Here is a 23,737-nt window from a genome sequence, read left to right as displayed (position 1 = left end):
AGATTTAAAGACTAGAAAGGTAATAATATGACTGTCTCTGTTTATGGTGGATCGTTATTGACAGAACTTGGCTCATCTGAAGAGGTCGAGTATTTCTTTAGATGTGTTAATCACTTTGTTGAATATCAGAAAAAAATACAGCTACCTTTGGTGACAGACAGGCTGTATCGGAGATATGTTAGTGTAGAAAATTTTGATGAACTCAGGAATAACTTATCAATAATTAGAAATATATTTAATGAAATTACCATATCTGAAGTGGATTTATACGGATTTAATTTGAAAGAATTTGATATTACTTTAAATAAAAGTGGAAATAAATTGATTTATATATTTGATTCTTATTTTTCATCTTTTGAAATATGTATGGATACAGCAGAAAGGGTTCATAAAAAATATACTTCATATACCCCGTTGTTGATTGGACGAGACATTATCGCCCCCTTGTTTGCGATGGGTATTCATGACGCACGAGATAAAAAAATACGTGAACGGTATGATACCCTTGAAGGTAATCCTCTGTGGTGGGGTGCATAATCCAGAATGAACGCTTTAAATAGGCACAAGCAATGCACGATAGCCCTGATCAAAATGCTGAACTACCCCGGAGTTTGTGGAGACGTTGTTTCATCTGAACCAAAAAGTTAATAATAGCATTAAAAATTCTTAATGGAAAAAGGCCGTAATTTTATTGAAGCATAGCTGACTTCTGGTGATGACACACTTTTTGGCCAGAAACTGATTGAGAAACCATACGGAGGTTAATTATGATCTTTAATAAGATCGATAAAAATAATCTCAGAGATTATTCGGAGTTAAATTTATTTCAAGATATATATTTGGAAGATAGTTATGTTTTGAAAATAATATACACTGGAAGTGAAATTTTATTTGTGATGAATTTTGTTTTAAAAGAAAATCATCCACAGTATCAAACCCCAAAAAATGGGGAGAAATATTATTATAAAAATGGCGTATTGATATTCAACGATATTAAAATATTTGAATTTTGTTTAAGAAATGTCGTTTCGATTGATTTAGATGGTGCAGTAGATATTGGCAATATAGATTTTTTAATATGGTCCGGTGAGAGATATATTTTAACGGGCGACTGGGGGGATTTGGACCTAGTATGCAAAAAACTGTTAATTAATTGGATTTAAGATCAATTAGGCTTAGTCAGAAGATATTCGATCCCGTGGGCTTCGCAGATCATGTCGAAACGCATGGGGCGCGACCACGTCGTATTTTGATTACGAGGCTGTTCAGCGCACTGCTGCCGTTATCGGTCCGAATGGTATGAACCCGATAAGGGATAATGCTCAGGAGACGCTCGAGAAATTCTCAGGCTGTCTTCCAGTCTGCTTTCTCGACCAGTTGTGTGACAGCGAATTTTCTTGTCCGATCGATAGCAACGAAGAGGTGTAGCTTACCTTCAGCAGTCTGGGCTTCGGCAATATCAATGTGAAAAAAGCCTATGGGATAGCGTTTGAAGCGCTGTCGTTTTGGCTTGCCTCTGCATGCCCCAAAACCGTGAGATCTCGTGACGCTTAAAGCAGCGATGCAGGGCCGAGCATGTCAGATGAGGAATGTCGGCCTGCAGGGCATAAAGGCATCATACTAGCAAAACTAATAGTGTCCGGAAGAAGCTTATATTTAAGGAGATTTCTGCCGATCTCCATTTTCTACCTATCCGGTTTTATAAATTTATTTATTCTAAAACGTTTCTTGAGATGCTTCGTGCTCTAAAACGCAAGTCGCACTCTCCGCGGGTGTCGCTTTAACACGCGCATTTTGTAATTCTTTACGAATTGAATCCATTTTTTCTGCAAACCATGGCTGCTCCTGTATGGCTGCAAACATGGCGCTGCCATTCATGTAGCCTGCCTGTACATCGCTTTTCCAATGCACACCGCAGACAATACGGCTTTCGCCAAAAATTCGTCCACGCTGCATGATTTGACTTGAGCGTTCCGGCATAGCGCTACTTAGGATAGAGGCTACCAGCCAGCCCCATGTAGTATGCCCAGATGGATAGGAAAAACTCGATGCCAGTTTGTCGGCATCTGGCGTGCAAACAGGCTGACTTGTGCCCACGAAAGGCCGTTGCCGCCGCCAATTCTCTTTTTCTTCCGTTATGCGCTGTTCAAGGGGCTTTTCCAATGCGTTCAAAACAGCAACAAGAGTGGGGAGTTCGCTCGGCAAAAGCTTGAATCCTGCAGCACATGAAAAGTCACCAATCATATGTTCTGGATTAAGATCCGCGTCATTGCGCGCCAGTTTCCAGCGATTACTGTTTTTTAGAGCCCGTGTACTTTCAAAAGCCTGTATATCAGCTTCCTGCGCATGAGATTTGATGACTGGCGGTGGCGGCAAAAATCCTCGGCCATCTGGCAACATTATCGTTGCTGCGTGCCCGACTTGAAGTGGAATCAGCGTGTCACCACAAATCAGCATCGTTAGAAGGATCAGAGCACCACGATCCATAAGAATAACCTCAATACGTTTTAAGAAAGCGGATGTCATACTGCATCACGAGCATGCTTGACCGTGACAATTTAATGAAAATGCCAAGCCTGGAATTCATTCTTTGAGATAGAAGATGAAGGTTGCGGCTATATGAATTACGAACGTGAAAGTATGAGTGCAACAGCCGTATCTGTTGTCTACACGCCTTCAGTTTTGCAGCTTTGCGTCTATGTTTTCGAAAGGCAAACGTCCTCCGTTTCATCCGGCACTGGTCTTCATGATCCTGGTCACCCAGAACTTGAACACTCTGTACGATGAACGGACGGAATACCTGATTAATGATAGCTTGTCCTTATAGACGTTTCCCTGATCTGAAGCCTTCAGATCGTGTGGCTGGCTTCAAAACGGCCTGCCTGCTTTCGCGTGACCTGGAAATAGAAAGCAACCATGTCGGGACAATGAAGACTTTCTGTTGCTCTTGCGCAACTTACTTGCCTGAAAACTAAGGATATCCTCACAGCCCCGAGGAAATTAGCCATCACGGTTTTCAGCAGATGTTTTATTTTCTGCACAGTCCGGCGCTGCCTGCGTCTTAAAATCGTCACAAAAAAAGACGGCGGAAAAACGCGCATGCAGGACTCTTTGGAGTAGATGGTCTGTCTCAATCAAGGTTGCAAGAATGTCTTTCCTAAGCCGATCTCGCGTGCTCGCCCTGTCGTCCTCCGTCGCATGCTTCGCTCCAGTTAGTGCCGTTGCTCAGGATCCACAGAGTGTTTTCGCAATTCCAGCACAAAAGCTGACATCTGCTTTAATGGCATTCAGCCGTCAGACCGGGCTACATATCGCATTTGATGGTAAGGTTGCCGATAACCTGCGCTCGGTTTCACTATATGGAAAAATGGATAACTTGAAGGCGCTCCATAAACTTATTGGCAACCCTGCTTTTAAAATTGACGCATCAAATCCGGGCGTCATTACGCTCCGTACAAAAACGTCTAAACAAAAGCATAGTTTAGAAACAAGTGGCGAGGATAACCTGACTGTACAGGGACACAGGCGCGAGCTTCGGACTAAACGTAATTTTGCAGGTGTTGTAGACACTGTCACCTATAACGACCTTTCCAACCTTGGTGGCGCAACCTCCTTGGCACAGCTACTGACACAGTTACCTGGTGTGACCGGAATTCGTAACGGTGATGAACCCCGATACATCAGTGTGCGTGGTGTGTCCTCAGACCTGAACCAGACAACGCTTGATGGCATAACGCTTGCAAGTATCAGCGATGGAGGCAGCATCAGGCGCCGCGTTAATCTGCAGAATATACCGGCTGAAATGACGGGAGAAGACAGTATTTATAAAACCTTTACTGCCGAGCAGGATGGTGGCGCTATCGGCGCGGTTATTGATATGAATCCGCGTAGCGCTTTCGACCACAAAGGGTTGTATAAGTATATTGATATTTATGGTATTTACGGAACAGAAAAAGGGTCTGCTGGCGCGAACAGAATACCCGGCATGTCTCCCCATTTGGGTCGTGGGGCTAAAGTCGTTCTTTCCGACAGATTTGGTAAAGACAAGGAATTTGGTTTTATGACCTCATTCCGTTACCAGATGCGTACGCGCAATACGAGCAAGACTTGGCAGGAAGACAGTTACAATTTTTATAATACGTCGGGGAAGATTCTTAAGCCGAATGCGTCCAGCACTCCTGGCTGGAATGGTATGACAGCGCCACGCTATGTGGATAGCGGAACATATTCCAATGATCTGAACACATTAGGAGGTGCTGCCCGTCTGGAATGGCACCCCAAAGATAGCGGTTTCGAAGCTTCCGTTATGGGTTACGCATATCAGAGATGGGAAAACTCCTTTATGGAGCATAATGAATACCTTCTCGATGATACAGGGATATGGAACCAGACTCCTACGACTGGTCGTGAGTATATTTACCGGGCACGGACCATTGCCCGTAAAGACAACTGGAAAATGAACACAAACGGGGTGCTGGGTAATTTAGGATGGCATGACGATGTTTCTACTCTTAAATTGCGGGCCGGATACACATGGGAAGATTACTATGACCATGAGCCGTATATCACAGCCAGATCTTATCCAAGTGAAAAAGGAAGTAACGCGATTTTTGCTGATTACTATATAGATAAGGACAATGTCGCAACGCTTACAGATATTAGTGACATGAACAAATTACTGAATAGCGGATATAAATATCAGTATATACAACAGGAATTTGACCGAGATCATGAAGGCATGACGAACGTCCGCCTGGATTATACGCGTAATCTCAAGCCTAATTCCCTTGGGTTTGGTTTTGCGAGCGGGTTTGAATGGCGCAGCCTTAATGCGACCAATTCGTCAGACCAACTCTGGTATAAACCTGGCGGCAATGCCGCTTCAAGCATGTTTATTCCAGACATGAAAAATCCTAATGGGCCGTTTGTAGACGTGCAACATTTTCCATGGAATCAGCAAACGCTGGACGTAACAAAATCCAGAAATTACACCCAACTGGCTTACTTCCGGTATCAGGAACAGCTTTTTGATGGATATGTCTCGCTTCATTATAAATGGCGTCATTCACAACTTATTGCTGGGGTGCGCGCGGATTCTGTCAACTTCAATGCATTTATTCCTGAAACGGACGGGACTAACCCAACAGGTAATATTAATAAAAAGAATAGCGGGTATATCAATCCTCTGCCGTCTTTGACGTTTGTGCATGAATTCCCAGAAAATCTGATACTTCATGCTGTTTACAGCCAGTCTGTCGGTCGTCCACAACCGACTGATCTTGCGCAGGCTGCACAATTTAGCTGTGGTAATTCGGATGATACGCAAGGGCAGGTGAATTGTTCGCTAACGCAAGGTAACCCTAATCTGAAGCCCCGTCAGGCTCAGAATTTTGACGTGTCAATTGATAAATTTTTCAATCATGGAAATGGCGTTGTAAGTGTCGCGTATTTTAACAAAATGATCAAACATGATATTTACACGACAAGGGCAACAGAACTTATCAACGATCAGCTCACTTACGTTAAGCAGCCACGTAACGCCAACAATTCGACACTCATGGGGGTTGAGGTTTCTTTTGTTAACCGAAACATTAAAGGTCCATGGAGACAGTCTTTCGATATTAATGCTAGCGGAACATGGATGCAGGGCCGCATGACATATGAAGGGTCTGGTGTATCCTACAAGCTTCACCAACTGGTCGAGCAGCCGAAATACGTCTTTAATGGAAGTGTGACCTGGCATATTCCACAAGTCCGTGGCGCAGTGAAAGCATCATTTTCTTACTCTGCCAAATATCTTGAGGGGCTGAATGATGATCCGACACAAATCTATGGTTACGGTTCTCAGCCGAGTTTGGACATTGGTGCCTGGCATGACATTACAGACAGCTTGCGTATAAAATACGAGGTTTACAATCTAGCTGGCTCACATACACGCATGTATTATGGGGAGAACCTCAACCGCCTTGAAGCAAAAGAAAGTTATGGCCGCAGCATTTATTTTGAGCTGGTTTATAATTAACTCTATGGTTGTATTTTGTTTCATGAGTCAGCACGTAGAGCACCGGTCTGATGTGTTCGTCCAAGGACGGACCATCTGAAGGGTTCTCTCCGTTCAGCAAGCTTTACGATGAGAAAACTGATTTCCTGAACGCACAAGCGGACGGCGATTATCGTGTTTTGCGTTGAGTTTCTCTGATACTGGACACTTGCCATGGTAATCCCTCCATAAAAAGAGCTGCTTTTAGACGGGAATTTTCTCAGCATAAGAATGAGGAGATTCTGATGAAGAGTGATCGCTTTACTGACGCACAGATCATAGGTGCGATCCGTCAGCCCAGCACTGGGTAATGGTCGGACAGGCTGCCCCGCACCACAAAGTCACAGTATCCAAGCCTGTCGAATTTTGGGAATCTCGGATCCTGCTGTCGTTACCATCCACGACGGGCAAAGGAGAACGATTGGATTACCGATTTTCTGGAAAGACTGACATAGACTCACAGCGTTTTGTATCTACGCAATGTGCGGATCTAGGCCCGGTATCATAAGCGGGGTTATTGGGAACAGTCACTCAATCTGTGTAATAAACCCCGTAAGCGTCTGATACGCAAAAAATCTAAAAAGCCGTCAGTCCCTGCCCTTCTCAAAAGGATCCGGTCCATGGACTTCATGCCTGACAGGCTTTTGGATGTTTGTACCTTTCGGCTTCTGAACATCCAGGCTGACTTCAACCGTGGAGGACTGACGATTGAGGTTGATTTTTCCTTACCAGCTTGTCGGGTTGTCCGTTACCTGACACTGGTTATGAAGAGGCAGACCAGAGCCTATACGAATAGATAATGACTCTGAATATATCAGCATGTATTGTTTTAACGGCCCGAAAAGCAGGGGATTACCTAGTGCTATACGCAACCAAGTAATCCACAGCAGAACGCCTATATCGAACGCTATAACAGAAATGTACGGCAGGAATTGCTCGAGCAGTATCTATTTGAAAGCATTCAAAACGAGCAAGAGGCCGCAACACAATGGCTCTGGACATATGACTATGACAGAATCAGTTGGAGGATTACCGTGACATGCCCAGTTTCTCGTTGTGTCTCTCAGGAACCGGATAAACATTACCCATTGCTGGATCTGTTTCTCCCGGCTTCCTGGTTTCAACCCGACCGGCAAAATGCCACAGAAAATCAGAATCATCCGGGCTAGTTAAAACAACATCATACCACATTGAAGATTTCGTCAGGTCAAATACAAGCTCAGTGCTCTGCCCGGGCTGCAGGGTGGTCATTTTTTGCCCTTCCTGACTTTTCAGCACACTGATAATGTTCGCCGGTTTCGTTCCTCGATTGGTCAACCGCAGGACAAAATCTTTCTTTTTAGCGAGGAGGTAAGCAGATTGAATATGAAGCTGTGGGCCTTGCAACTGCCCTTTATACCCCCGATAAAAACCATTCGGTGCATGGACTGAGACATCATACACTTGGTGCTTAAAAGATGACGTGTCGAAGGGAATATTTAACGTATCCCCCGCTGCGACAGCATAGGTGGCTGCTTGCATGCTCGAAGCAGTTTGAACATCGTGATAATACACATTGAAAGGTAAACCAGCCGCGTGGTTTCCGTGAATCTTGGTGCCTGCCTGTAGATGCAGACTAATTGTGCCTCCATTTTTTTCGATACTACCGTCACAATAAGGTTCATACGGCAAAGCACAGGATGGGCGGGTGCCAGACTCCTGCTGGATCGTGTTGCGAACGTCTGTGGGAAAATTACGCAGTGCCGAGACTTCGGTCGCTGTAAGGGGACGAAAGCCACCCGGCATGGGTTGATCGCGCGCGCCTTCAATCATGTGTAAATGAGCGTCGCGGTTCAGGTACGGTAAAGTCGGAATTGAGCCATCATAAGGACGGAAACACGACGTGAGGTTACCACTAATCGCCCGTCGCCATGGCGAAATATTGGTCTCTCTAACAGTTTTGCCAAACTTTTCCTGAATGAATGACTCCAGAAAACGCAAGGTTGACGTGTGCTCGAAAAGCTGTGAATTCACCCAGCCACCTCGGCTCCATGGTGAAGCAACAATCATTGGCACGCGAAAGCCAAGCCCAATCGGCCCAGTACGGGCCAGACGACTTGGTACTCCCATATCCATTTCATCCTGAGCTGTCGTATATTCGAGCCCGTCCGGACCAATACTGGCTGATGACCGTCCTGTTTCAGGGCGCTTGGGGTCAGGTGCGGTATATGAAGGGCAATGGTCAAAATATCCGTCATTTTCATCATAAGTTATGATGAAAATGGTCTTTTTCCATACTTCCGGGTTTTCCGTCAGAATGTCCATCACTTCTGACACATACCATGCGCCGTACCACGGAGAACTTGGATGATCGGAAAAGTGTTCCGGCGCTGAAAGCCAGGACACCGTTGGCAATTTGCCTGCTTTTACATCCTGACGAAACTGGTACAGAACGTCGCCTTTAGGGGCCTGCATATGCAAGTTATTTACCCCATCATTAAAAAACAAATCTTCAAGTTTCCGATAATTATTGTCTCCTCTATTAATAACAAATGCTTTTTCAAAAAGATTACGCTCTGATTCCGACAGTTTTTCTTTCGTTAAGTCCGAAACAGAACGTCTACGCAAAAGGACCGCAAGCAGGGCGCGTGCTTCGGTTAACTGTTCGTTATGAGACTCAGACGTAAGCATCTCTCGCTTATGCAACTGTTCAATATCATTCTGACATTCGCTAATTCGTGCCTCCAGCCAGTCCCCAAAACCCGGATTGGCCGAAACGCAATATTGATCAAAACATTCTAGAATATTTGTGCTAAAATTACTGAGCCATGCATCTTCTGCCTCACTCATGCCGCCGGTTTGTGTCAGTTCATTTTGATAATATTTCCAGGAAATACCCGCTTTTTCTAACCGCTCGGGGAAGGTCGTCCATGTCATCCCCCCTTCAAGAATTTCGTCATTGCGCATATACACTTTTGACGAGACATCCTGTTGATTTCTTACCGTTCCGGTCATGAACAACAGACGATTAGGGGACGTGCCTGTCATTGCGCCACAATAATTCTGGTCACACACAGTAAACGCATCAGCCAGAGCGTAGTAAAAGGGTAGATCTTCGCGGGTATAATATCCCATCGTCAAAGGATATTTGCCATATCCCTTGTGATGCGATTTTTTGGCATCAATCCACTGATCATGTCCGCCATTATTCCATGCGTCAACCTGACTGTCACGGGAATGAGGAATTGAGCCCATCCATGTTACACGTGTATCCTTGATGTTCAAACGCCATGGTAGGTAAGTTTTGCCCGATTTGCCGGTTTGGGCAAAAACTGAAACTCCGTCTGGTTGGCGCATTGCACGGGGGTCGTTAAATCCCCGAACACCCTGCAGAGTACCGAAGACATGATCGAAAGAGCGGTTTTCCTGCATAAGAATAACGATGTGCTCGGCATCTTTCCATGTTGAACCAATATCCGGCGCAATGGCAAAAGCCCGCTGAATGGAAGAAGGCAACACTGAAGCAGATCCGGCAGCTGCTCCAGACAAGAGGGCGTATTTTAAAAAATCTCTACGTGTTGTCACCGTCATACCCTCGCGTTCGTCTTATGAAAAAGATCAGGCTGCTGGCAATGATGCATATAGCCGAGCACTTTGTGTCAAAAAATATCCTGTATCAAAAATGCCGCACTTATGAGGGTGCGAGACAGCTCATCTCGGCGCCCAAAAAAGACATGACAACATCCTTGTGTAACAGAAGCATCTGCCTTCAATGAGTCGTCGGCATTCCCATTTCCGTCGTTTTTTTTTGTGACAGTAATAAGACACGCATCCCGATGCTAAGCTCAGGACTTATAGCCAGAGCATGACAATTGCAGCGAGGCAGATGGCCGAGAAGAAGGCGGTCGGGTATCTGTCATAGCGTGTTGCGACCTGTCTCCAGCCCTTGAGCCTACCGAACATGATCGCGATACGGTTGCGGCGTTTGTATTCCCACTTGTTGTATTTTACCGGTTTCCCGCCTGCCTCCCATATCAATGGGCCCTGAGCCCAGGAAGCTATTCCAGATAAAAGTGGTGTGCGTCCTCTCTTACCCGTGCACCCGCAATGCTTCGGGCTGCCTGGACAAATATATCAGGTCGATTAAGATCGAATAAGCCGGAGAGCCTCTGATCGCCCAATCGAAAAGAAGAAATGATCTGTTTCTGATTGTAGCGATTGAAAATATCTGCCGCTTCGGAAATAGTTTCTGTTTCGAGTGCTATTTGACCTGTTGTCCATGCGAGCAGACGGACAAGTTCATCCTTATCCAAATGACTGAACCGTAATGTTCCGCGTGATGTCACCGTAATACGAGTGCCTGTGGTAAGACATTTAGGATCGGATATGCTGCGCCCCCACACATGAGCACTGCCGTTAATCACAACACCGCTTTCGTGGTTCTGACCTTGAGAAACCAGCAGACTGCCGTTCACTATAAATCTCAGATTGGCTGTTTTCACCAGCTCGTCGCACGCGGTAACGTAACAGAGACCAGAAATTACACGGGTGTCACAAGAACTGTCTTCCACTTTGGTATGACAGTCTAGTATCAGTTTTCTACGCCATTTTTCTGGAGTATGCAGAATATTCCTATGGGTTTCATAGAAAATTTTTGCTTCTGTTGTTCCTGACGGCACAAAAATGGCACAAAAAAATGCAGCTGCCGCTGTTGAAACAACCATCCGTCTGGATGGAAGTTGCCGTCTCTGGCTCCAGCTGGCGGTAGGAGACCGTAATGCCTGCGCTCTATTTGTTGCGTGCCATATAGCCTGACATCGCAGAAACGCACCTTTATGCCGTACATCCTCACGAATCCAGTTCTGCAACAGACGGTCTTCTTCTGCTGTCAACTGTCGCCTATCAAGACGTGCGATCCATTCTGCTGCAATCTGATCAGGAGTGGCTTTTTTTGTCATTACCCACACCTCCTTTTATGGGTATTGCCTGGCTTTTGTCACGCTGGGCATAGAATTTTGAAATGGAAAGCAATGCGCGCGCCAGTTGTTTTTCAACACTGTTTTCTGAAATTCCACGATTTTTTGCACAATCTTTTTGTGTGAACCCGTTAATCTTGCGATCAATAAACACGTTACGACAGCGCTCAGGCAGACGCTGGATTACTGAATTCAGAAACCTCAGTTCTGCTCTAGCATCTGCCACTTCTTCAAGTGACGGCATATGATCTGCCAACAGATCGTTCTGTACATCAGCCAGAGCTACTATTTCTACAATGCGGGCCTTTTTATAATGTTTCAAAATAAGGTTCCGGCAAACCGTATAAAAATAGGCAATAGGATTAGAAATATTATCAAGCTCAGCTTCCGCCATGATGACGTAAGCTTCCTGAATGATGTCATCTACCTCGATCTGAGGAAAGCGACCAAGCCATGTTCTCACCACGTGCTCATTCGGCAGAATATGTTTCGCGAACCAGTAGCTGTAATGTTGATCGCCAAGCATAAAGACGCCCCACCCTGAATGCGTAGGACGTGTAGCATTTTATCATTCTTTGTTTGTGAACGTTTTATGACAGAATATGAAGTCACTTTTGACTCAATCTCTCTGGCGCGCCGTGAATTCTTGAAATACCGCCAAAACACAATGAGAAACAGACTTCACTCTTTACTGAGGGCTGAAATCAACCTTTCACTCAGCCGTGCAATTCGTTTCAATCATCATCCTGCTTAACTAACGACATGCCGAAAGGGCGGGCGTGCTGTTGCGTCTACATAAAGTTCAGCTTCTGTCCGCCACACCTTTTATGACACTTATGTTGCATGCCTGCTGACTGGTTGCAAAGTCTCAACAGAGAGCGCAATGGGTACCCTGAATACATGACTTCAGTCGCATAGTTTTAGATTTTTCTCTTTAAAAATCTGGTTGTTTTTCGTTTCATTCTTGTTGCCGGTCATAAGCTACAGCATCTTTAAGCGTTATTGAACGGCGTATATGTATAGATAAAAGCAGGAAGCGCTAATCTATGTTTCGCTCACGCCCGTCAACGCGCCGCCGCCTTATAACAGGTGCCGCCCGTCTAGCAGCGCTTAGCTCTGCAGCAACTCTTATGCCGCCTCATGTGCGCAAACTTATGGCCCAAACGCCTAAGCGGGCAGGGTCGCTCAAAGACATTAAACATGTTGTCCTGCTCATGCAGGAAAACCGTTCTTTTGACCATTATTTTGGCACTTTGGCTGGTGTGCGCGGGTTTAACGATCCAAACGCTCTAACCCTTAAAAACGGCAAAAGTGTTTTTTACCAACCAGACCCGGAAAATTACCATTCAGGCTACCTGCTGCCTTTCCACCTTGATACTAAAACAACTAACGCGCAAAAACTGCCTTCAACCAGCCACGCATGGAACGTGCAGCATATTGCATGGAATGGTGGCAGAATGGATCAGTGGCTCTTAGCCCACCGTTTGGTCGATAAAGAAAACGCCCCTTACGTTATGGGCTATTTCAAGCGTGAGGATATTCCCTTCCATTACGCCCTGGCCGATGCTTTTACAATTTGTGATGGCTACCATTGCTCGGTTCTCGGCCCAACGGGACCAAACCGCTTGTACTACATGACCGGCATGATAGATCCAGACGGGACCAGTGGCGGCCCCATTACCAGCAACATTCGACCACAAGAAGGCTTTGCCTGGAAAACCTACCCAGAACGGTTGGAAGAAGCAGGGGTAAGCTGGCGCGTCTACCAGTGCGGCAAACATGGCCGCCCCTTTAATCAGTTACAACATTTCCGGCAGTTTATGGATGCTCCCCATAACTCTGCCCTGTACCGTAAAGGTGTGCCAGAACCATCTGAAGGTGAGTTCGAACATGATGCTTTGCATGATCGCCTGCCAACGGTTTCTTGGCTATGCCCCCCCGACTGGGCATGCGAACACCCTGACTACATGCCCGCTGCCGGGGCTGAATTTATCGCGCAAAAACTCAACGCACTCGCTGCCAACCCAGACGTATGGGCAAAAACGGCTTTTATTCTCAATTATGATGAAAATGACGGCCTGTTTGATCACGTACCCCCGCCGTTTGCCCCCGACGGTACATCCGGAGAATATGTTGATAAATGGCCTATTGGGGCAGGCTTTCGCGTACCTTGCATCATTATTTCTCCATGGACAGTAGGCGGCTGGGTATGCAGCGAAACCTTTGATCACACCTCAACACTCCAATTTCTTGAGCGTATAACAGGCGTGCGCGAACCTAATATTACCCAGTGGCGGCGTGATACGTTTGGAGATCTCATCTCAGCCTTCCGTTTTGGAGCAACGCCAGAAGCCGCGCCAACTCTGCCGCCCACAGCAGACTTGCTCAAGCAGGCAGAATATGACGCTGAGCATTTCAGTGACCCGGTTTTTCCAGACAAGCACCAAGTTACCCCCAAGCAGGAAGCCGGCACCCGCAAGCGGGTCGACTAGTAAAAGAGTGCCCAACATGCGACAAAGCATATTGCGTGCTACGCGAATGACCGTGTGTAGCCTCTTGGTGGCAATTCCCGTGCAAGGGCGTGCTGTGCCGCAGGCGGCGGGCATTACTGCCACCTCACAACAGGTGACGTATGGAGTTGCGCTCTACAAGCAGCGTTGTGGTGCATGCCACAACACCCCCTCTCGTAGCTTGGACGAGGCTCCACTCCTTGCGGGCTCAGCGTTTGCGCAAAAATGGTTGTCACGGCCTGCCGTGCTGTTCCAAAAAATCCGCTATTCTATGCCTCAAGATAATCCCGGCACCTTAAGCAATGAAGAAGCTCAAGCCTTAGTCGCGGCGTTAGCTAGTGGGGGTATTAGCGGCAAAGCCCCTACAAAATAAGAGGTGAGTGCAGGACGCTACAACTGTTCGTCCGTTATCCGATTTCTATCCATGGCGTCGACAGTCATCATCTCCGTTGATTCTTCCGGCTTGTGTTTTTTGCTCAACGAATCATATGATGGCTGGGCTGCTCAATGAGCTAATCATCAAGAAACTTCGTAAAACACATAGTGTCAGCTGGTACAAACTATTGTCCACATCACGCGCTAACTGACAGCACGACCTAAAATCTTATTTTTAAAAATTTTCAGCGTGCCATTCGCAGATCTTTCCCATTGCCGAAGTATGGACGCGCCTAAAACTTGTGGGCGGACAATGGGAGGCAGTCCAAAACTGGCAATCATTTTTGCAGATTTTGCTGAGGCAAAACTGTCAAAATCAAATGTGAGACCTTTGTTATGGGCGTATTCTATACTTTGCCAGATCAGGAGCATGTTAGAGCCGGCAATAGTGGCTCCACGATCTCTGGCTGATTGCCAGAAGTACAGGTTGTTCTGGTCCCAGATTAACACGACAGCCGCAATCAACTGATTATGCTCATCCCACGCGCTCATGACACAGGCTTGTTCTCTCTGACAGCATGCGTCAAAAATTTTTTTCATACGTGCAAAATCGTGACTATTTTGGGCGCGAGGCTGGTCAATGAGAGAGATACGAATAAAATCGTCCAAATTAGTATTACAGACGACAGAGAGTTTTTTATCTGCTGTTCTAATCAGATTGCGTGTTTTTTGATCGCAATTATCCCATACGTCTTTAAGAGGGATATCCAATGGAACACGAAATGTGAAAGCCTGACCAATTGTGAACTTGCATAAAGAAAAAGCAAATGCAGTTTCATCTTCCGGATCAAGACTTATATGCAAGCTATCGTAAGATGGTATTTTTTTTACTAACTCGGCAATGGTATTGCGAATATTCTGCGCGCGGCGAAATGGCTTGGATGGAGGCAAAAATAAGCGTGGCCCAAGGGTTCGTGTATAAGGAGGACGTGTTATTATTTTCATACCCAAATGCGTTTGCATAAAAATGGCTAGATCACCAATAACAAGACCATCTTTTTTAACTTCAATCAGATCATAATGCCCATCTGTAGCAGCATTAAGCCACCACTCTTGATGAAAAATTGAAAACGGACTTTTCTCTGTTACCTGTTTATTATTAATCATGATATTTCCCATAACCCCTCCGAAACTGAGCGGTTTCCGTCTTAATTTTATGAACATACTTCATTTTCTCGGGAATAGTGATCTATCCCCATCGACTGGGCCGTTTCGTTTATTAGCGGATTAAGCTCATCACCGCCAGATCCGGGTGGAGGTGGAGTGCCCTAAAACCCCTCTGGTTTTAATGTGCACCCTGTGATTCCATCTTTCCAACGTGGATTTTAAAGTCTTTCGTCCTGACCTGAATAAAGCGCTGGCCTACGCGGATGGAACCCCCATCTAATAGATGAAGAAAGAGCAAAAAATAATGCAAAATATTAGTGTCAAAAGAATATTTTTTACCTTCTTTCCCATGTTACTGCTGAGTGGCTGCGTGCACCCCGCACCTCCCAAAATACCATTCAATAGCGCTGAAGTCGCATGGGCCCAAAAACCCGGGAATGCGACCATTAAAGGGTGCGTTAGTGGTGCCGAATTTACAAAATATTATTCTTATCAAGTACCTGACGGAAACTATGACTCTTATCCAATAGAAAGTTCTTTTAGAGAAACGCCGCAAAAAAATTTTACAATAGATCTTCTTCCAGAGAGTGAGTATATGCACATTCTAGCGAAGAAAATGGAAGTATATAATCTTCGTGTTAATGATTATAAAAACGTAAATGACCCTCGTTGGGTTGTTCCATCAGTGTTGCCTTTCATCCCTCATTTTACCTGTCCTATGGCTGGTCCCAGCCTTTGTCCATCAGTTGCTCACTTTGTCTTTTCTAATCTTCCAGCAGGGAACTGGTACATTGTAGCTGCATATAATTCCACGCCAGAGGCGAGAGGCAATGCTATAAATGTTCAAAAAATCACGACAGTAGAAGGTAAGACAGTTTCTTATGTGTCATGGGAGGGAGCGCGTAGTATCAAGAAATGTTCGCCATAGTCTCAAGCATAGGGCAATCGTTGAAAGTGCCTTTCAAAACTCCTTGTACTTTGAGGGGGATAAGTGGTGGGAGGACATGCCAACTCTCTTGTTTCCGATACTCTGGAATGGTGATCAGAGCACTCCTTCACGTGATTCCTGTGCGGGCGAAAGGCGAACGCCCGCGTGTGCCCGACCGCGCGGTGCTCACGGAGATACTGTTCGTTCTTCTGACAGGTCTTCCTATGGAACTGCTATAACATTTAGACCTGCTGGGGCGGCTAGTTTTCGGACTCCAGATGTTGCGGCCACAGTTGAAATAAATATAGATATCCTTAAAAGTCTTAATAGTACAAACGTTTTAAAATTGAAATTCCCAAAGGAGTAGGCTGTGGAATTAATCCTTCAATACAAAAAATTTTTTGAAATCTGTCGTCATGATGTTAATAGCCTGTTTTATTACTGGCCTTCCGAAAGTTTCCGAATATACAAGCTTTCGGGAGTTGAATATGCAAGCACATGGTGTCAGGAAGCACTCGATTTTGCGTATAGAGTAATCAAAATAAATTTCATGGTTCTCGACTATCCCGATGTGGATCCTGCAGGTCAGGAAATGGATGATATTTTCAAGAAGATGTCCGATAATTCTCCTAATAATGCAGATGGAGGAGCAATATGGTCAACCTATCAGTTTTATTTAATGGAAAAAGGCCGTAATTTTATTGATGCATGGCTGGCTTCTGGTGATGATAGGCTTTTTGGACAGAAACTGATTGATATATTCAATGCCCATAACGTTGGTTTCGATAAACAGGCTTTCTATCCTGTAAAATATTAATGATGAAAAGACGGTTCTGCGGGACAGACATATCCTACAGGCCTGACAGGACAAGCCCTCAAAGCTGTCCCATAAGGACCGTTAAAGTTCACAAAAGCAAAACTGCAGGATGACGGGAGTATGCCGGCAACAGATCTGGTCATCCCGTTCTTTGGCTATAAATCGTATATCTCCATCAATCAAACGCTTCGGCTGATCTGTAAATGGAAGGCGACGGATACAGCGAAGCAGTGACCCGAACACACAGAAAATTCTGGTCAGTGCAGTGATGAACTGTCTTGCGGAGGCAGTTTCCGCAGTAGGCGGTGCAGTATTCAGTGGAGGTCATTCAGCATGGAGTTAATCGTAGTAAAGAACCTATTATTATAGGCAGGCAACGGGAAAGCTTGCTATACATCTGATCACTATCAGACATTCAAAGGAATGGGTTAAGATAAAATGTTTGATATTTCCACATTAAAAAACACCAACGGTCCGTGGGTTTTCCAAACTGAAGATAGAGAAGAAAAATTCAACTTTACTAATCCAATCATTTTATTGGGTGATGTGATGCAAACGATTAATGACGTTTATAATGAGATATATAAAAAACTTCATGCCCCAGACTATGCGGGGAAAAATTATAATGCTCTCTTAGAGATTCTTACTGATCTAGAATGGATAGACCAAAAAGAATATGTATTATTTTTTCAAAATTCAGAAAATATATTAATAAAAGAAAAAAGAACAGTTCTTGACGGTCTTATAGAAACTCTGTCTTTTGCTGGTGAAGACTGGAGTAAACCCGTAAACTTAGGAGTAGCGTGGGATCGCCCAGCAATCCCGTTTCATGTTATTTTTCAATTTAAAACAATAAATATGAAAAGTGAATTCGGTAATATTCCTAATATCACTTCTAAATAATATAATTATTTATTTTGAATATTTTATATTTATATTCACCTTGCACGGAACGATATTTTTATACTGGGGTGTTCATCCTCTCCATAAACAGGGGGCAGATCGCACCGTTGTTTACGCAGAAGCATGTTGCTGCTTCTACTTGTGCCTTCCTTGACGTTCTAATTGGCAATGAACCATGCAAGGCGGGATGGATGCATGCGGAAGCCGCAGGATATCCCGCTCCATGGCGACAACAGGCGCTTCTGGGGTTGCAGGCAGTGGGGTGCCGATCCCTGCGTGATGTCGTCAGGGAGCATGTGGTCGAGCATCTGGGCACTGCAGGTAGCGCCCCTATCATCGGTGAGACCGGTTTTCTGAAGAAAGGTCAGGCGTTCTGCAGTGTAGGGCAGCAGTATACGGGCTCTTCTGCATCATGCAGATGAATATCCCCGTAACATTCCAGCGGTTGTAGAGCGTCTTGTGTGGACCGTATTCCCGGAAAGAGGACATCACGCCCGCGCAGACCATTTCGGTTCACGAAAATGATCCCGCTCAACACACGATGGTCATCAACGTGAGGTTTGCCATGGCTCTTCGGAAAAAGAGCCGCAGACGATCCATCTGCTCGTCCGTCAGCCCATACAGGTCACTCGTCTTCAATCTCCTCAAGAGGTCTGAGCCCAGACACCCTGCCATACGGATACCTGCCGGGTCAGACCTCCCTTGGAAGGCGCTGGGCGAGGGCGTGAATCACTTCTTCTTCGTAATCCAGCTCTTGCTGTAGTTTCCACTCTGTCTGGTCATTAATATCCTGCTGGGCCACCAGTTCACGCATGGTCTGCCGTTCGGCCCGCAGGATTTGCAGGCGCAGGGCCAGTTCCATACGGGCATGCCGTATGGCGTTACGCCTGTCGGCCTGGGCAATGCGGGGGGTGGCGTCCTCCTGCTCCAGTCGGGTCTGGTAGAGCTTGGTCAGGCGGGCAATAACCTCCACACGGGCGGCCTCCAGAGCGGCTTTCTCCTCCTCTGTTTCGGGCGGGGTTTCTATGGCGGGCATGGTTTCGGCCTTGCGCAGCAGGTCCAGTGCGGCACGCAGCAACCGCTGGCGGGCCATGTTTTCCTCCTGCGCATTTTTATCCACCAGTTCGGCCGGGATAAACTTCAGGCATAAGGGAATAATCACGCTGGCAACCAGCAGGGAAAGAACAATAACCCCCGCGGCAATAACCACCACGGCTTCACGCGTGGGAAAGGACATTGTGCCATCCTCCCCTGTAGGCAGGGACAGCACCGCCGCCAGCGTAACCGCACCACGCACCCCGGCAAAACTCAGCAGCAGACTGGCCGCAAACCCTGTGGCCTCGAACGGAATGTGGTTGATCCGTGCGGAAGCCCAGCGGCAGGCAATGGACAGCCAGACCCCCATAAACCGCATGACCAGCATAATGCAGTAAATCTGCACCACCAGCAGCCCCAGCCGCCACATGCCCACATGCTGGGCCAGCACCAGCGTATGCGCACTTTGCAACAGGTTGGGGAGCTGCAAGCCAAGGAACAGAAAGATCAGCGCGTTAAACACGTAGCTGACCATGGTCCATACCGTGGTGGATTGCAGGCGGGTGCTGGTGGAAGCATCTTCCACAATCCCTGAAAGCTTGACCACCATACAGCCCGCAACCGCGGCCAGAATGCCCGAGCACCCCATGGCTTCCGCCAGAGCGTACATTAAAAACGGCAGAAGCAGCACCAGCACAATCTGGGACTGGGTTTCATCATACCCGGAGCGGGTGAGCATCTTGTTCAGGCGGGCGGCAACCCAGGCGACAATCCCCCCAATGGCCAGCCCCCCGAACGCGACCAGCAAAAACGTGCCAAACGCCTGCTGGTAGGAGAACTCACCCGTAAGCGCATCGGCCATGGCAAAACGGAAGCAGACAAGGCCCGAGGCATCGTTAAACAGCGCCTCGCCCGACAAAAGCTGCAACAGCCGGGTAGGCACCCGCCTGCCCTTGATCAGGCTGGACACGGCAACCGTATCTGTGGGGGACAGGGCGGCCGAGAGCGTAAAGCAGACCGGCAGGCTCATGACCGGCAAAATCCAGTGAATGGCATAGCCACACAGCAGGGTGCTGAGCACCACCAGCCCAAAGGCCAGAAACAGGATTGGCCCACGCAGTTCCCCAAACTCGCGCAGGGGCATACGAAATGCATCCGCGAACAGAAGAGGCGGCAGAAACACGAACATGAACAGTTCGGGGTGCAACTGCACATGCATGCCCGCAAGCCCGGCGCAAACGCCCAGAGCGATCAGAATAACGGGCTGCGGCACCTTTTGTTTAAACCGCAAGGTTATCAGGCTGCTCACAGCGGTCAGCAGTAAAAGCAGCAGAATGAATTCGATTGTCAGCATGGTGCATGCCCTTTGCGGGGCTTCATGTTTTTGTGCAAGCCATTATCAACTCACAGCCTCATAAAAGACTGCATGCACCTTTCCCGTGCAGGCAGGCCCCTAGCGCATGACGGCCTGATAATCCGCCAGCCGGGTCTGCACATCCCGCGCGATTGCGACCAGATCGGGGTTTTTGGAGGTGGCAATCTGGCTGGCAAGCACAGGCTTAATTTTGGCATGTGTAGCCGTAAAGGAGCGGATGTAATGCCTGTCAAACGCAGCACCCTGCCAGCGTTGCAGGCGTTCGATCTGTTTTTGTTCGGGGCCAGATGGCTGGGCAGGCAGGGTCAGGGCATGGGCCGCAGCCACCTTGGCCAGCCGGGCTTGCAGCGCGCCTATGTCCTTGGAGATCGTCTCCCCCACAAGGGCAATATCGTTCCGGGCGGCATGGGTTCTGGCTATGTTGGCCATGCCAATCTGGGCAAGGTCCATGGTGTTGAGCTTTTGCACAAAAACCGCATCCGCTGCACTGAACGGAGCAGGCTTTGCCAGAGCAGGCAAGGGCGGAGCCGCAGGCTGGGAGGGCGTAACATAGGCGCACGCCCCCAGCAGCAACAGCATGAAAGGGGAGAGCGCAGCCGCCTTATGGCGGAACAAAAACAACATAACCGGCAGTTCTCCCTTACAGGGGCCAGAGGTGAGGCGGCAAGCACACCCAATATTGAAAACAATGTTTGCAATAAGCAAACGGGCAGACGTCACTTGTGATTTTTATATCCACAACAGATGCCACACCCAGTGACCACACCCCTTATGATGAAAGCATATAACACGGATGGCAAGACTGCGGCGGACGCATTTATAGCGACCGCCCCCATAGGGCAGGACTGCCCGGTGCCCGATCTATAATAGCGGACACAGCATATTTTACTGGCACGGTTTTATTTTACACTTTGTTTGCGCCTTGCATCGCGCGCACAGAACACAGTAGGCTGGGCGCGGAATGTGTGCCATGCGGGGGCATGCGCCAAGTCTGGCTATTGGGATATGCCTTTATATGAACTGTCGTCTTTTAAACACCCTTGCCCTGTCCTCCCTCTGTCTGGGGTTGAGCGGGTGCGGTTACTTTGACTCGCGTGCCGCGCATAAGGCGCAAGTTACCATGATCGGCATGACATCATACGACCTGCAAGCCTGCGCGGGCCTACCCTCCGCCACAAAGCAGTTAAACGATACAACACAGATTTTTATCTATAACGGCACACAGCCCCAGCCCAGCTATGGGGGCTCCACGCTTATTCCGGTGGGGGACATTGTCACCACCATCAACCAGCTTGGGGGTGGGGGTGGCACCACCTGCTCCGCCGTGATCCGGCTAGACCATGACCGGGTGGCGGATGTGCATTACACCGGCAATAATGATGAGCTGATTGGCTCGGACGGGATCTGCTCCATTATTACCCGCGGCTGCTCCCGCCAGCCGGAAGGCACAATGAACAAAAACACAGGCAGCCTGCTGTTTGGCCCTGTTTCTGCCTTCCATGAGCCCAAGGGCCCCAACCAGTCCGCCGGGTCCACCTACTCCTCCCAGTCGGGTACGGTTGAACTTAACCCGGACCCCAACTCCAAAAATCCGGTTATTATCCCCCGCCTGCCCTGAACCCTGCGTAATGGCCCGCCGCTATGGCGGGTCAGACCAGATGCTGGGCCAAAAGCCCTTCCATCCACCCGGCAAAAGCCTGCACGCGGGAGGAAAGGTGCCGCCTGTGGGGGTAAAGCAGGTTTACCGGCATGGCGGGCGCGCACCAGTGCGGCAACACCGCACATAATTCCCCGCTCTGCACCAGAGGCTTTACATCATATTGCGGCACCTGAATAAGCCCCAGCCCGGCCAGGCAGCAGGCAATCTGGGTTTCCGCACTGTTCACGGTTACGGGGCCGGGCAGGTCCAGCGTGTGGAGGGCTCCGTTTTCCTCCCACTCCCATGCCTCCACCCGCCCATTGGCGGGGGACATGTAACGCACGGCAACATGCCCATCGCGCGCCAGATCAGCCGGGGCCTGGGGTATGCCGTGGCGGGCAAGGTAGGCGGGGCTGGCAACATTGAGCAGGCTCATACGCCCCATGCGCCGCGCGATCAGTCCTGAATCATGCAATGTGCCTACCCTTAGCACACAGTCCAGCCCTTCCTCCGTCAGGTTTACCGGCCTGTCCGTTACCCCCAGTTCAAGCTGAATATCTGGATGGGCCGCGACAAACTCCGGCAGTGCTGGGGCAACAATCAGGCGGCCAATACGCGCAGGCAGGTTAACCCGCAGCACCCCACGCACGTGCCCGCGCTCGCGGCGGAACAGGTCCTCCGCCTCGTCCATATCCGCCACAAGCCTTACGCAGTGTTCGTAAAACGCGCGTCCGTCTGGGGTGGGGGTTACGGAGCGGGTGGTACGCGCCAGCAACCGCGCCCCCACGCGTGCTTCCAGTGCCTGCACGGCGGTCGATACGGTGGAGCGTGGCTGGCCCAATGTTTCTGCCGCACGGGTAAAACTGCCCGTTTCCACCACGCGCGCAAATATGCGGCACTGATCTATACGGTCCATTGGCCTGCCCCCTGCCCCACCCTGATTATTCGTAAAAGCTGACAGGTCTTATCATATTCCGCCGCTTTATTGGTAATTTACAAATGATACTGTGCCCGGACAGAAAAAACGGGCCAGCGCCTGTTTGCACCAGCTAAGGCAGCACAGACATGACCACACACAGCATAACCGGCAAAACCGTTCTGATCACAGGTGGGGCCAAAAACCTTGGCGGAATGGTGGCCCGTGATCTGGCAAGGCATGGCGCCCAAACGGTTGTCATTCACTACAACAGCTCCGCAACCGAGGCAGATGCCAAGGCCACAGCGCAAGCCGTGCGCAATGTTGGCGCAAAAGCCTTTGTTATTCAGGCGGACCTGACCCAGCCCGGAGCCATGGCGGATCTGTTTGAAAAAACCCAGCAGATGACGGGTGGTCTGGATATAGCGATCAACACCGTGGGCAAAGTGCTCAAAAAGCCCATAGCCGACACAACGGATGAAGAATACGATGCCATGTTCGCCATTAACACAAAGGTGGCGTTCCAGTTTATCCGCGAAGCCGGCAAACACCTGAACGACAACGGCAAACTGCTCAGTATTGTGACCTCCCTGCTTGGTGCTTACACCCCGTTCTACAGCACCTATGCAGGTGCGAAGGCAGCCGTGGAGCACTTTACCCGCGCAGCCTCCAAGGAGCTGGGAGCACGCGGTATTTCGGTCAACGCCATTGGGCCTGGCCCCATGGATACCCCATTTTTTTACGGGCAGGAGGAACCAGAGGCCGTTGCCTACCACAAGAGTGCCGCAGCACTTTCCCCCTTCAGTCAGACAGGGCTGACAGAGGTGGAAGATATTGTGCCCCATGTACGCTTTATGGTGTCCGATGGCTGGTGGATGACAGGGCAGACCATTCTGGTCAACGGTGGTTACACAACCAAATAACCTTTTTATAATAAGCGAGTTTTTTCAAACGCCTCTCCCCCGCCACCTTGTGGGGGAGAGGCGTTTTTGTATGGCATGGTGCTGTATAGGGCACTGTTTGAGGTGGGTCTGCCATGCGTTGCACAAATGCAACAGAGGTTGGTCCTGTTTGCGG

Annotated in this window: 18 protein-coding genes and 7 pseudogenes; 14 read left to right on the top strand and 11 right to left on the bottom strand. The window is 48.4% G+C overall.

The features are described 5' to 3' along the window. Nucleotides 1–27: 27 nt before the first annotated feature. Nucleotides 28–537, top strand: coding sequence for a hypothetical protein (locus tag ACSYTG_RS02605; RefSeq protein WP_489783774.1), 510 nt, complete (start codon nucleotides 28–30; stop codon nucleotides 535–537). A 230-nt stretch (nucleotides 538–767) separates the two neighbouring features. Beyond that, the gene (locus tag ACSYTG_RS02600; protein ID WP_489783775.1) at nucleotides 768–1,163 is read left to right on the top strand and encodes a hypothetical protein; all 396 of its coding nucleotides are present in this window, start codon (nucleotides 768–770) and stop codon (nucleotides 1,161–1,163) included. A gap of 112 nt (nucleotides 1,164–1,275) precedes the next feature. Here the strand turns inward: ACSYTG_RS02600 and ACSYTG_RS02595 are convergent. Both ACSYTG_RS02595 and ACSYTG_RS02590 read right to left on the bottom strand, forming a co-directional pair. After that, nucleotides 1,276–1,615, bottom strand: a pseudogene (locus tag ACSYTG_RS02595) (transposase family protein); the annotation flags it as partial. A 101-nt stretch (nucleotides 1,616–1,716) separates the two neighbouring features. After that, complete coding sequence (locus ACSYTG_RS02590; RefSeq protein ID WP_489783776.1) at nucleotides 1,717–2,526, bottom strand: acid phosphatase; 810 nt, start codon at nucleotides 2,524–2,526, stop codon at nucleotides 1,717–1,719. A 178-nt stretch (nucleotides 2,527–2,704) separates the two neighbouring features. Between ACSYTG_RS02590 and ACSYTG_RS02585 the strand changes: the two are divergent. The 3 genes and pseudogenes from ACSYTG_RS02585 to ACSYTG_RS02575 all read left to right on the top strand — a co-directional run. Further along, nucleotides 2,705–2,900 (top strand): annotated as a pseudogene (locus ACSYTG_RS02585) (transposase); the annotation flags it as partial. 248 nt (nucleotides 2,901–3,148) lie between these two features. Further along, nucleotides 3,149–6,022, top strand: a complete 2,874-nt coding sequence (locus ACSYTG_RS02580) for a TonB-dependent receptor domain-containing protein (RefSeq protein ID WP_415437076.1) — start codon at nucleotides 3,149–3,151, stop codon at nucleotides 6,020–6,022. A 917-nt stretch (nucleotides 6,023–6,939) separates the two neighbouring features. Beyond that, nucleotides 6,940–6,996 (top strand): annotated as a pseudogene (locus ACSYTG_RS02575) (hypothetical protein); the annotation flags it as partial. Between the two features lie 73 nt (nucleotides 6,997–7,069). Here the strand turns inward: ACSYTG_RS02575 and ACSYTG_RS02570 are convergent. From ACSYTG_RS02570 to ACSYTG_RS02555, 4 genes and pseudogenes are all read right to left on the bottom strand, one after another. Further along, on the bottom strand, nucleotides 7,070–9,604 hold the full coding sequence (locus ACSYTG_RS02570) for a phosphocholine-specific phospholipase C (protein WP_489783797.1): 2,535 nt from the start codon (nucleotides 9,602–9,604) through the stop codon (nucleotides 7,070–7,072). A 267-nt stretch (nucleotides 9,605–9,871) separates the two neighbouring features. Further along, nucleotides 9,872–10,036: pseudogene (locus ACSYTG_RS02565) on the bottom strand (IS5/IS1182 family transposase); the annotation flags it as partial. A gap of 41 nt (nucleotides 10,037–10,077) precedes the next feature. Beyond that, nucleotides 10,078–10,977, bottom strand: a complete 900-nt coding sequence (locus ACSYTG_RS02560) for a FecR family protein (RefSeq protein WP_489783777.1) — start codon at nucleotides 10,975–10,977, stop codon at nucleotides 10,078–10,080. Continuing rightward, nucleotides 10,955–11,521: an RNA polymerase sigma factor gene (locus tag ACSYTG_RS02555; protein WP_489783778.1), complete on the bottom strand. Its 567-nt coding sequence runs from the start codon at nucleotides 11,519–11,521 to the stop codon at nucleotides 10,955–10,957. Before ACSYTG_RS02555 ends, ACSYTG_RS02560 begins: the two co-directional genes overlap by 23 nt. Nucleotides 11,522–12,041: 520 nt before the next feature. Here ACSYTG_RS02555 and ACSYTG_RS02550 point away from each other — a divergent pair. Beyond that, on the top strand, nucleotides 12,042–13,487 hold the full coding sequence (locus tag ACSYTG_RS02550) for an alkaline phosphatase family protein (RefSeq protein ID WP_489783779.1): 1,446 nt from the start codon (nucleotides 12,042–12,044) through the stop codon (nucleotides 13,485–13,487). Next, complete coding sequence (locus ACSYTG_RS02545; protein WP_491706441.1) at nucleotides 13,396–13,878, top strand: c-type cytochrome; 483 nt, start codon at nucleotides 13,396–13,398, stop codon at nucleotides 13,876–13,878. Before ACSYTG_RS02550 ends, ACSYTG_RS02545 begins: the two co-directional genes overlap by 92 nt. Nucleotides 13,879–14,084: 206 nt before the next feature. Here ACSYTG_RS02545 and ACSYTG_RS02540 read toward each other — a convergent pair whose 3' ends face one another. After that, nucleotides 14,085–15,047 (bottom strand): GNAT family N-acetyltransferase, encoded by a 963-nt coding sequence (locus ACSYTG_RS02540; RefSeq protein WP_489783780.1) that lies wholly within the window; start codon nucleotides 15,045–15,047, stop codon nucleotides 14,085–14,087. A gap of 283 nt (nucleotides 15,048–15,330) precedes the next feature. On the opposite strand from ACSYTG_RS02540, the gene ACSYTG_RS02535 reads away from it, so the two are divergent. From ACSYTG_RS02535 to ACSYTG_RS02515, 5 genes and pseudogenes are all read left to right on the top strand, one after another. Then, nucleotides 15,331–15,975, top strand: coding sequence for a hypothetical protein (locus ACSYTG_RS02535; RefSeq protein WP_489783781.1), 645 nt, complete (start codon nucleotides 15,331–15,333; stop codon nucleotides 15,973–15,975). Between the two features lie 370 nt (nucleotides 15,976–16,345). Further along, complete coding sequence (locus ACSYTG_RS02530) at nucleotides 16,346–16,792, top strand: hypothetical protein (protein WP_165925224.1); 447 nt, start codon at nucleotides 16,346–16,348, stop codon at nucleotides 16,790–16,792. Continuing rightward, a pseudogene (locus tag ACSYTG_RS02525) lies at nucleotides 16,785–17,017 on the top strand (IS5/IS1182 family transposase); the annotation flags it as partial. The gene ACSYTG_RS02530 and the pseudogene ACSYTG_RS02525, both read left to right, overlap by 8 nt. A 213-nt stretch (nucleotides 17,018–17,230) precedes the next feature. Further along, complete coding sequence (locus ACSYTG_RS02520) at nucleotides 17,231–17,695, top strand: barstar family protein (RefSeq protein ID WP_489783782.1); 465 nt, start codon at nucleotides 17,231–17,233, stop codon at nucleotides 17,693–17,695. A 95-nt stretch (nucleotides 17,696–17,790) separates the two neighbouring features. Further along, nucleotides 17,791–18,102 (top strand): annotated as a pseudogene (locus ACSYTG_RS02515) (IS701 family transposase); the annotation flags it as partial. A 1-nt stretch (nucleotide 18,103) separates the two neighbouring features. On the opposite strand, the pseudogene ACSYTG_RS02510 reads toward ACSYTG_RS02515, so the two are convergent. The 3 genes and pseudogenes from ACSYTG_RS02510 to ACSYTG_RS02500 all read right to left on the bottom strand — a co-directional run. Further along, nucleotides 18,104–18,370 (bottom strand): annotated as a pseudogene (locus ACSYTG_RS02510) (transposase); the annotation flags it as partial. 16 nt (nucleotides 18,371–18,386) lie between these two features. Further along, on the bottom strand, nucleotides 18,387–20,084 hold the full coding sequence (locus ACSYTG_RS02505; RefSeq protein WP_086647239.1) for a Na+/H+ antiporter: 1,698 nt from the start codon (nucleotides 20,082–20,084) through the stop codon (nucleotides 18,387–18,389). Nucleotides 20,085–20,183: 99 nt separating this feature from the next. Continuing rightward, nucleotides 20,184–20,729, bottom strand: coding sequence for a DUF4142 domain-containing protein (locus ACSYTG_RS02500; protein ID WP_489783783.1), 546 nt, complete (start codon nucleotides 20,727–20,729; stop codon nucleotides 20,184–20,186). A gap of 496 nt (nucleotides 20,730–21,225) precedes the next feature. Here ACSYTG_RS02500 and ACSYTG_RS02495 point away from each other — a divergent pair, with 496 nt between their 5' ends. Continuing rightward, complete coding sequence (locus ACSYTG_RS02495) at nucleotides 21,226–21,723, top strand: hypothetical protein (RefSeq protein ID WP_086647243.1); 498 nt, start codon at nucleotides 21,226–21,228, stop codon at nucleotides 21,721–21,723. Nucleotides 21,724–21,754: 31 nt separating this feature from the next. Here ACSYTG_RS02495 and ACSYTG_RS02490 read toward each other — a convergent pair whose 3' ends face one another. Further along, complete coding sequence (locus tag ACSYTG_RS02490; RefSeq protein WP_489783784.1) at nucleotides 21,755–22,660, bottom strand: LysR family transcriptional regulator; 906 nt, start codon at nucleotides 22,658–22,660, stop codon at nucleotides 21,755–21,757. 149 nt (nucleotides 22,661–22,809) lie between these two features. On the opposite strand from ACSYTG_RS02490, the gene ACSYTG_RS02485 reads away from it, so the two are divergent. Beyond that, the gene (locus ACSYTG_RS02485; RefSeq protein WP_489783785.1) at nucleotides 22,810–23,583 is read left to right on the top strand and encodes an SDR family oxidoreductase; all 774 of its coding nucleotides are present in this window, start codon (nucleotides 22,810–22,812) and stop codon (nucleotides 23,581–23,583) included. The last annotated feature ends 154 nt before the right edge of the window (nucleotides 23,584–23,737 follow it).

It is taken from the genome of Acetobacter sp. ESL1128 (assembly GCF_058505085.1).
This window is presented reverse-complemented; position numbering and strand designations above follow the sequence as displayed.

Coding starts and splice junctions, on each gene's coding strand:
- ACSYTG_RS02605 (WP_489783774.1), top strand. CDS start 28: ATGACTGTCTCTGTTTATGGTGGATCGTTATTGACAGAACTTGGCTCA.
- ACSYTG_RS02600 (WP_489783775.1), top strand. CDS start 768: ATGATCTTTAATAAGATCGATAAAAATAATCTCAGAGATTATTCGGAG.
- ACSYTG_RS02590 (WP_489783776.1), bottom strand. CDS start 2,526: ATGACATCCGCTTTCTTAAAACGTATTGAGGTTATTCTTATGGATCGT.
- ACSYTG_RS02580 (WP_415437076.1), top strand. CDS start 3,149: ATGTCTTTCCTAAGCCGATCTCGCGTGCTCGCCCTGTCGTCCTCCGTC.
- ACSYTG_RS02560 (WP_489783777.1), bottom strand. CDS start 10,977: ATGACAAAAAAAGCCACTCCTGATCAGATTGCAGCAGAATGGATCGCA.
- ACSYTG_RS02555 (WP_489783778.1), bottom strand. CDS start 11,521: ATGCTTGGCGATCAACATTACAGCTACTGGTTCGCGAAACATATTCTG.
- ACSYTG_RS02550 (WP_489783779.1), top strand. CDS start 12,042: ATGTTTCGCTCACGCCCGTCAACGCGCCGCCGCCTTATAACAGGTGCC.
- ACSYTG_RS02545 (WP_491706441.1), top strand. CDS start 13,396: ATGACGCTGAGCATTTCAGTGACCCGGTTTTTCCAGACAAGCACCAAG.
- ACSYTG_RS02540 (WP_489783780.1), bottom strand. CDS start 15,047: ATGATTAATAATAAACAGGTAACAGAGAAAAGTCCGTTTTCAATTTTT.
- ACSYTG_RS02535 (WP_489783781.1), top strand. CDS start 15,331: ATGAAGAAAGAGCAAAAAATAATGCAAAATATTAGTGTCAAAAGAATA.
- ACSYTG_RS02520 (WP_489783782.1), top strand. CDS start 17,231: ATGTTTGATATTTCCACATTAAAAAACACCAACGGTCCGTGGGTTTTC.
- ACSYTG_RS02505 (WP_086647239.1), bottom strand. CDS start 20,084: ATGCTGACAATCGAATTCATTCTGCTGCTTTTACTGCTGACCGCTGTG.
- ACSYTG_RS02500 (WP_489783783.1), bottom strand. CDS start 20,729: ATGTTGTTTTTGTTCCGCCATAAGGCGGCTGCGCTCTCCCCTTTCATG.
- ACSYTG_RS02495 (WP_086647243.1), top strand. CDS start 21,226: ATGATCGGCATGACATCATACGACCTGCAAGCCTGCGCGGGCCTACCC.
- ACSYTG_RS02490 (WP_489783784.1), bottom strand. CDS start 22,660: ATGGACCGTATAGATCAGTGCCGCATATTTGCGCGCGTGGTGGAAACG.
- ACSYTG_RS02485 (WP_489783785.1), top strand. CDS start 22,810: ATGACCACACACAGCATAACCGGCAAAACCGTTCTGATCACAGGTGGG.